At 66.6% G+C, this 7,394-nt stretch carries 9 protein-coding genes; 8 read left to right on the top strand and 1 reads right to left on the bottom strand.

From position 1 onward, the window contains the following. The 7 genes from AC1D1S_RS17680 to AC1D1S_RS17710 form a co-directional block, all read left to right on the top strand. Positions 1–482 (top strand): helix-turn-helix transcriptional regulator (locus AC1D1S_RS17680; RefSeq protein ID WP_476995063.1); only part of this gene is annotated, 482 nt, incomplete at its 5' end. After that, on the top strand, positions 482–1,945 hold the full coding sequence (gene sufB / locus AC1D1S_RS17685; protein WP_476995064.1) for a Fe-S cluster assembly protein SufB: 1,464 nt from the start codon (positions 482–484) through the stop codon (positions 1,943–1,945). The genes AC1D1S_RS17680 and sufB, both read left to right, overlap by 1 nt. Then, positions 1,945–3,231: a Fe-S cluster assembly protein SufD gene (gene sufD / locus AC1D1S_RS17690; RefSeq protein ID WP_476995065.1), complete on the top strand. Its 1,287-nt coding sequence runs from the start codon at positions 1,945–1,947 to the stop codon at positions 3,229–3,231. Before sufB ends, sufD begins: the two co-directional genes overlap by 1 nt. A gap of 31 nt (positions 3,232–3,262) precedes the next feature. Beyond that, positions 3,263–3,622 (top strand): non-heme iron oxygenase ferredoxin subunit, encoded by a 360-nt coding sequence (locus tag AC1D1S_RS17695; RefSeq protein WP_028275514.1) that lies wholly within the window; start codon positions 3,263–3,265, stop codon positions 3,620–3,622. An 88-nt stretch (positions 3,623–3,710) separates the two neighbouring features. Beyond that, on the top strand, positions 3,711–4,508 hold the full coding sequence (sufC, locus tag AC1D1S_RS17700) for a Fe-S cluster assembly ATPase SufC (RefSeq protein ID WP_026537381.1): 798 nt from the start codon (positions 3,711–3,713) through the stop codon (positions 4,506–4,508). A gap of 13 nt (positions 4,509–4,521) precedes the next feature. Beyond that, complete coding sequence (locus tag AC1D1S_RS17705) at positions 4,522–4,854, top strand: metal-sulfur cluster assembly factor (protein ID WP_018772973.1); 333 nt, start codon at positions 4,522–4,524, stop codon at positions 4,852–4,854. Between the two features lie 221 nt (positions 4,855–5,075). Then, on the top strand, positions 5,076–5,672 hold the full coding sequence (locus AC1D1S_RS17710) for a hypothetical protein (protein ID WP_476995066.1): 597 nt from the start codon (positions 5,076–5,078) through the stop codon (positions 5,670–5,672). A 58-nt stretch (positions 5,673–5,730) separates the two neighbouring features. Here AC1D1S_RS17710 and ypfJ read toward each other — a convergent pair whose 3' ends face one another. Further along, complete coding sequence (ypfJ, locus tag AC1D1S_RS17715) at positions 5,731–6,618, bottom strand: KPN_02809 family neutral zinc metallopeptidase (RefSeq protein ID WP_459384799.1); 888 nt, start codon at positions 6,616–6,618, stop codon at positions 5,731–5,733. Positions 6,619–6,676: 58 nt separating this feature from the next. On the opposite strand from ypfJ, the gene AC1D1S_RS17720 reads away from it, so the two are divergent. Further along, the coding region (locus AC1D1S_RS17720; RefSeq protein WP_476995067.1) for an AMP-binding protein at positions 6,677–7,394 on the top strand (718 nt) is incomplete at its 3' end.

Raw genomic sequence — 7,394 nt, forward strand, 5'->3', positions numbered from 1 at the left:
CCGTGGCGCTGCGCCGGCTCGGCGAGGCGGCCGGCCCCGAGGCCGTGCGGCAGTTCGCCGTCGAGCGGTTCGCCGACATGGAGCGCCGCTACGCGCCGGAGATCGAGCAGGCAGGACCGGACATCACGGCCCGCGCCCAGGCTCTCTCCGCGGCGCTGAGCCGCGACGGGTTCGTCGCCTCGGCGCAGTCGATCGAAGCCAAGGCCCCGCTCCCGGCGGCGCTCTCCAGCGTCCAGCTCTGCCAGGGGCACTGCCCCATCCAGCACCTGGCTGCCCAGTTCCCCGTGTTCTGCGACGTGGAGACCGACGTGTTCTCCCGGCTGGTCGGCGTCGATGTGCGCCGGCTGTCCACMCTGGCGCGCGGCGGGCACGTCTGCACCACCCACATACCTACGGGCCGTCCGGCCGCCGTCGGGACTCCCAGTCCCGCCGCACCGGTCAACCCGGACGAAGTATCCAACCATCTCCAAGAAAGGCCGTGATGACGGACCAACTATCAGAGAAGAAGGTTGCTGGCTCTACTGTGATTTCGGAGATTCTGGAAAAGAATCCCGAGCTCCACGGAATTGGCACCTATGAGTACGGCTGGGCCGACAAGAACGACGTCGGGGCCAACGCCCGCCGCGGCATCGACGAAGACGTTGTTCGCGATATTTCGGCCAAGAAGAACGAGCCGGAATGGATGCTCGACCTCCGGCTCAAGGGCCTGAAGTACTTCGACCGCAAGCCCATGCCCACCTGGGGCGCGGACCTGTCCGGCATCGACTTCGACAACATCAAGTACTTCGTGCGCTCCACCGAGAAGCAGGCCGCCACCTGGGAAGACCTGCCCGAGGACATCCGGAACACCTACGAGAAGCTGGGCATCCCGGAAGCCGAGCGCAGCCGCCTCGTCTCCGGCGTCGCCGCCCAGTACGAGTCTGAAGTGGTCTACCACCAGATCCGCGAGGACCTGGAAGCCCAGGGCGTCATCTTCCTGGACACCGACACCGCGCTGCGCGAGCACCCGGAGATCTTCCAGGAGTACTTCGGCACCATCATCCCGGTGGGCGATAACAAGTTCGCGTCGCTGAACACGGCCGTCTGGTCCGGCGGTTCCTTCGTGTACGTGCCCAAGGGCGTCCACGTCGACATCCCGCTGCAGGCCTACTTCCGCATCAACACGGAAAACATGGGCCAGTTCGAGCGCACGCTGATCATCGCCGACGAGGACTCCTACGTCCACTACATCGAAGGCTGCACCGCGCCGATCTACACCTCGGACTCGCTGCACTCCGCCGTCGTGGAAATCATCGTGAAGAAGGGCGCCCGCGTCCGCTACACGACCATCCAGAACTGGTCCACCAACGTGTACAACCTGGTGACCAAGCGCGCCATCTGCGAAGAGGGCGCCACCATGGAGTGGATCGATGGCAACATCGGCTCCAAGGTCACCATGAAGTACCCGGCCGTCTACCTCGTGGGCGAAGGCGCCAAGGGCGAGACCCTGTCCATCGCGTTCGCCGGCGAAGGCCAGCACCAGGACACCGGCTCCAAGATGGTCCACATCGCGCCCAACACCAAGAGCTCGATCATCTCCAAGTCCGTGGCCCGCGGCGGYGGCCGTGCTGCCTACCGCGRCCTGGTCCAGGTCCGCGAAGGCGCCAAGCACTCGGCCAACACGGTCCGCTGCGACGCCCTCCTGGTGGACACCATCAGCCGGTCGGATACCTACCCGTACATCGACATCCGCGAGGACGACGTCACGATGGGCCACGAGGCCACGGTCTCGCGGGTCAGCGAAGAGCAGTTGTTCTACCTGATGTCCCGCGGCATGCGCGAAGACGAGGCCATGGCGATGATCGTCCGCGGCTTCATCGAGCCGATTGCCCGCGAACTGCCGATGGAATACGCCCTCGAGCTGAACCGACTGATTGAACTGCAGATGGAAGGATCGGTCGGTTAATGACTGACATCACTACTGAAAAGGCCCGCATCGGCGCGCCCTCAGCCCAGCCGTTCATCAACGGCTTCACCGAGGAAGGCGAAAGCCTCTCACCGCTGAACGCCGCGGAGTCCAAAGCGCCGCTGGCCGGCGAAGCCGTCAAGCGCCACTCGCACGGCGGCGGCGTCGGCGTACCGGACAGCTCACGCGCCGGCCGCCTGACCTCCTACAAGCTGGCGGACTTCAAACCGCTGACCGGCATGGAGGAGGACTGGCGCTTCACCCCGCTCAAGCGCCTCCGCGGCCTGCACACCGAGGGCCTCACCGGTGCGGCGCCGGCCGTGAGCGTCACCGCTCCGGACAGCGTCCGGGTCGAGACCGTCGGCCGTGACKACCGCCGGATCGGCTCCGCCGCCATCCCCGAGGACCGCGTCTCCGCGAACGCCTGGGAGAACTTCACCGAGGCCACCGTCATCACGGTCCCGTCCGAGGTCCAGGTGGAGGGCGAGGTCAGCGTGCTGCTGACCGGCCAGGGCACCGAAGCTTCCGCACAGCACGTCGTGATCGTCGCGGAAAAGTTCTCCAAGTCCGTCGTCGTCCTGGACCACCAGGGCACCGCCGTCGTCTCGGAAAACATCGAAATCCTCGTTGAGGAGGGCGCGCAGCTGACCGTCATCTCGCTCCAGGAATGGAACGACGACGCCGTCCACGCCTCCTCCCAGCAGGCGAAGCTCGGCCGCGACGCGAAGTTCAAGCACATTGTGGTCAGCCTCGGCGGCGACCTCGTGCGCGTCACGCCCTCGGCACGCTTCACCGCCCCGGGCGCCGAAGTGGAACTGTTCGGCCTGTACTTCGCCGACGCCGGCCAGCACCTCGAGCAGCGCCTGTTCGTGGACCACGCCGTGGCCAACTGCAAGTCCAACGTCCTGTACAAGGGCGCCCTGCAGGGCCGCAACGCGCACACCGTGTGGGTCGGCGACGTTCTGATCCGCAAGGAAGCAGAAGGCACCGACACCTACGAGGCCAACCGCAACCTGGTCCTGACCGACGGTGCCCGCGCCGATTCCGTGCCGAACCTTGAGATTGAGACCGGCCTGATCGCCGGCGCCGGCCACGCCAGCGCCACCGGACGATTCGATGATCAGCACCTGTTCTACCTGATGGCCCGTGGCATCCCGGAAGAAGTGGCCCGCCGGCTGGTGGTCCGCGGGTTCCTGAACGAGATCATCCAGAAGATCAACGTTCCGGCCATCGAAGAGCGCCTCACGGAAGCCGTCGAGCGCGAACTCGCGGCGACCAACCACTAGTGCGCAGCACCAGAGAACACGGACGACATCAATGACTGAACAGCCAAAGGGCGAGCTAGTCTGCAACGCCAGCGAGATCCAACTCAAGCAGGCGCTGCGGATCCTGATCGACGACTACCCGGTAGCGATCGTGAAGGACTCGATGGGGGAGATCCACGCCATCGGCGACACCTGCTCGCACGCGGACATCTCCCTCTCCGAAGGAGAAGTCGAAGGCTGCAAGATCGAGTGCTGGGGCCACGGCTCCCAGTTCGACCTGCGCAGCGGCGAGCCGCTCCAGCTGCCGGCCTATGATCCCGTTCCCGTGTTTGCCGTGACCGTCCTGGATGACGAGGTCTACGTGGACTTCACCAACGTCCTGAACGGCGCCGAGGCTCCCACCTTCAGCTAGCTGCCTGCAGCCGGCATCCCGCACAAGAAAACTTATCGCCAAGAAAACGCACAGTGCCGAGGGCACGGTGCAGAGGAGAACAAGACACATGTCGACTCTTGAGATCAAGGACCTGCACGTCAGCATTGACACCGAGCAGGGCACCAAGGAAATCCTGAAAGGCGTCAGCCTGACCATCAGGACCGGCGAGACGCACGCCATCATGGGCCCCAACGGCTCCGGCAAGTCCACGCTGGCGTCCACCATCGCCGGGCACCCGCGCTACAACGTCACCTCCGGCACGATCACCCTCGACGGTGAAGACGTCCTCGCCATGAGCGTCGACGAGCGCGCCCGCGCCGGCCTGTTCCTGGCCATGCAGTACCCCGTCGAGGTCCCGGGCGTGAGCATGACCAACTTCCTGCGCACCGCCAAGACCGCGATCGACGGCGAAGCCCCCAAGCTGCGCACGTGGACCAAGGACGTCAAGGCCGCCATGGCGCAGCTGCGCATCGACGCCGACTTCACCCAGCGCAACGTCAACGAAGGCTTTTCCGGCGGCGAGAAGAAGCGCGTCGAGATCCTCCAGCTCGAGCTCTTCAAGCCGAAGTTCGCCATCCTCGACGAGACCGACTCCGGCCTGGACGTCGACGCGCTCAAGGTTGTCTCCGAGGGCGTCAACCGCGCCCACGGCGAAGGCAACATGGGCACCCTGCTCATCACGCACTACACCCGGATCCTGCGCTACATCAAGCCGGACTTCGTGCACGTGTTCGTCGATGGCCAGGTTGTGGAAGAGGGCGGCCCGGAGCTCGCCGACCGCCTCGAAGACGAAGGCTACGACCGCTACGCCACCGGCGCAGGGGCGGCCACCATCGCTGCCGCCTCGGCTGCAGCCCAGGCGTAGTTAGGACTCCGCAATGACCGAACTCAATGTGGCCCGAACGGGCCTCGAGGATGTCGAAGAGGCGCTCAAGGATGTGATCGACCCGGAACTCGGGGTGAACATCGTCGATCTGGGCCTGCTCTACGGTCTGAAATACTCCGACGACGACGGCGCCCTGCTGATCGACATGACGCTCACCACCGCCGCATGCCCGCTCACCGACGTGATCGAGGAGCAGGTCGGCAAGGCCCTGGACGGGATCGTCGACGATTGGCGGCTCAACTGGGTGTGGATGCCGCCATGGGGTCCGGAACGGATCACCGAGGACGGCCGCGACCAGATGCGCGCCCTGGGCTTCAACATCTAGATCCGCACCACAGCTTTACCGCACGTCCGGGCCGGCATGGCCCGGGCGTGAACGACGGCGGCCCCACCTCATTGAGGCGGGGCCGCCGTCGTTATTTCTCTCCGTCATTTCCTTCCGGCATTCCCGCCGCCGTTCCCATATCGTCCCGGCGGTGGTCTGATAATGACAACGGGTCCACGCGCTTCGGGCCGGGCACGCCGTCGAACAGGAGGCACACGGGAATGGATGCCACGCCACAGCCGCGGCCCTCCGATGCCGGCAAGGACTTCGTGGTTGTCGAGGACAGCGGCGAGTTCTCCTACTACAGCTCCCGGGAAGCCCTGCTGGCCGACTTCGAATATGTCGGCGAAGCTCCGTGCATCATGGACCGCAGCGCCGCCACGTTCCGCCTGGAGCTGGACGAGAACCGCCACCTGCGCATGGGACCGCCCCTGGGATCGGTGGAGTTCCACTGGCTGCGCCAGGCCCTCGCCGAGGCGCGCGATGTGCATCCCGAGTCCCACCGGCTGCAGCGGGTCGACCCCGTCGGGCTCGCCGGGCTCGTGGCCGGACTGTTCGAGACGCTGCAGCTGGAACGCGGAACCGATGCTGAGCTGGGGCTTTGGAGCCTGGACATCGACGGTCTGGCGACGCGGCGCAATGCGCTGGCCGACGTCGACCGCCTCCTGGCCGGAAACGACCGCCTGGACTCGGTCCTGGTGACCGACCCCTTCGGGCACCAGTACCGGCCCGTGTGGCACGCTAAGCACCGGCACCTGGGCCACGCCGGATTCCTCAGCTATGTCGAGGTCCCGGTCCGGCGCCGGCCGCGCGGGTGAGGCCTCGGGTGTAGGCCGGAGAGTCGGGACCAGAGGGCTGGGACCAGGGGGGCTGGGGCTAAGGCGTTGCCACCGCGAATGTGTCGCACTTGTTGATGTCCCCGGTGGTGTACCCCTGGTAGAACCACTTCTGCCGCTGGGCACTTGACCCGTGGGTCCATGCCTCCGGTGAGACGCGGCCCGTGGCGGCCTTCTGGATACGGTCATCACCGACGGCCGAGGCCGCCGACAGGGCGTCCTTCACGTCCTGGTCAGTGAAGGGGTCGAGATAGGGCTGGCCGGTCTTGGGATCCGCCTGCGTTGTTGCATAGTGGGCCCACAGCCCCGCGTAACAGTCGGCCTGGAGCTCAACCCGGACACCCCCGGAACCGGGTCCCTGCGGATCCTGTTGCGCCCGGTCGAGGTCGCCAAGCAGGTTCTGGACGTGGTGGCCGAATTCGTGGGCCACCACATATTCCTGCGCCAGGGGGCCGCCGGAGGAGCCAAACCGGTCCACCAGCTCCTGGAAGAAGCCGGGATCGAAGTATGCCGTGGTGTCGACGGGGCAGTAGAACGGCCCCACGTCCGAGGTGGCGGCGCCGCAGCCGGTGTTGGTTCCGCCGGTGAAGATCACCGCCTTCGGCCGCGGGTACTTAGTGTTGTACTGGGCCAGGTAGGCCGGCCAGAAGGCGTTCAGACTGTTGACCGTTCCGGTGATCCTGCAGTCGAGGCGGGCGTCGGCGTCGGCGCCGGTCTGGCAGGCGGGGGCAGAGCCCTGGCTCTGCGTCTGGGGCTCCTGGACGGTGCCGGCCAGACCCTCGAGAAGCTGGGGATTGATGCCAAAGAGGGCTGCCAGCAGGAGGATGATGCCGCCGCCGATCCCGCCGCCGATCATCGGGCCGCGGCCCATCCCGCGACGGTCCTGGACTTGTGACGGGTCCAGCGGGGCGTTGTCGTTAAAGCTCATGGAGTCACAATATCCCGCACACGCAGCCGCGGCGCCCGGCAACGCTAAAGTTGGTTCGATGCCTTTTCTCGACAGACTCCAGCGCTGGGCCGATGACCGTSCCGACGAGACAGCCGTCGTCGTGGCCGGAGACCACCTCAGCTGGTCCGGCCTGCGGGACAAAGCGGCGGCCCTGGTGCCCTCGGCACCGGCCATCACCGTGCTGTCCGAACAAAATTCAACCCACTTCGCCGTGGCGTTCGCCGCGGCCGTCGCTGGTGAGCGGCAGTGCGCCGTGTTGGACCCGGCCTGGCCCCAGCAACTCCAGGACGGCATCACCGCCTGCATCGCCGGGTCGGAAACGCGTCCGGCGCGTGCAGTTCCCGGGCCGGGGACCGGGCTCGCCGACGGGCCGCCGGAGACCTCGTTCCTGGTCGGTCTGACGTCCGGCACCACCTCGGTGCCCAAAGCGTTCACCCGCTCGCGGCGGTCCTGGCAGGAATCCTTCGAGGCCTCCATTGAATTCTTCGCACTGACGCAGGACGACAAGTCCCTGGCTCCCGGACCGCTCGCGGCAAGCCTAAACCTCTATGCCCTCGCCGAATGCCTGTACGCCGGCGCCGAGTTCCACAGCCTGGACCACTTCGATGTCGGCGCCGCCCACGCGGCCGTCAGCCACGACGGCATCACCCGCCTGGTCCTGGTGCCCACCATGCTCCGGCTGCTCAGCGAGCGGGGCCTGGCCGGCGGTGTCGATGCCTCCGGCATCCGCAGCATCATCTGCGCCGGTTCCAAGC

The organism is Arthrobacter sp. P1_A5 (assembly GCF_056406825.1).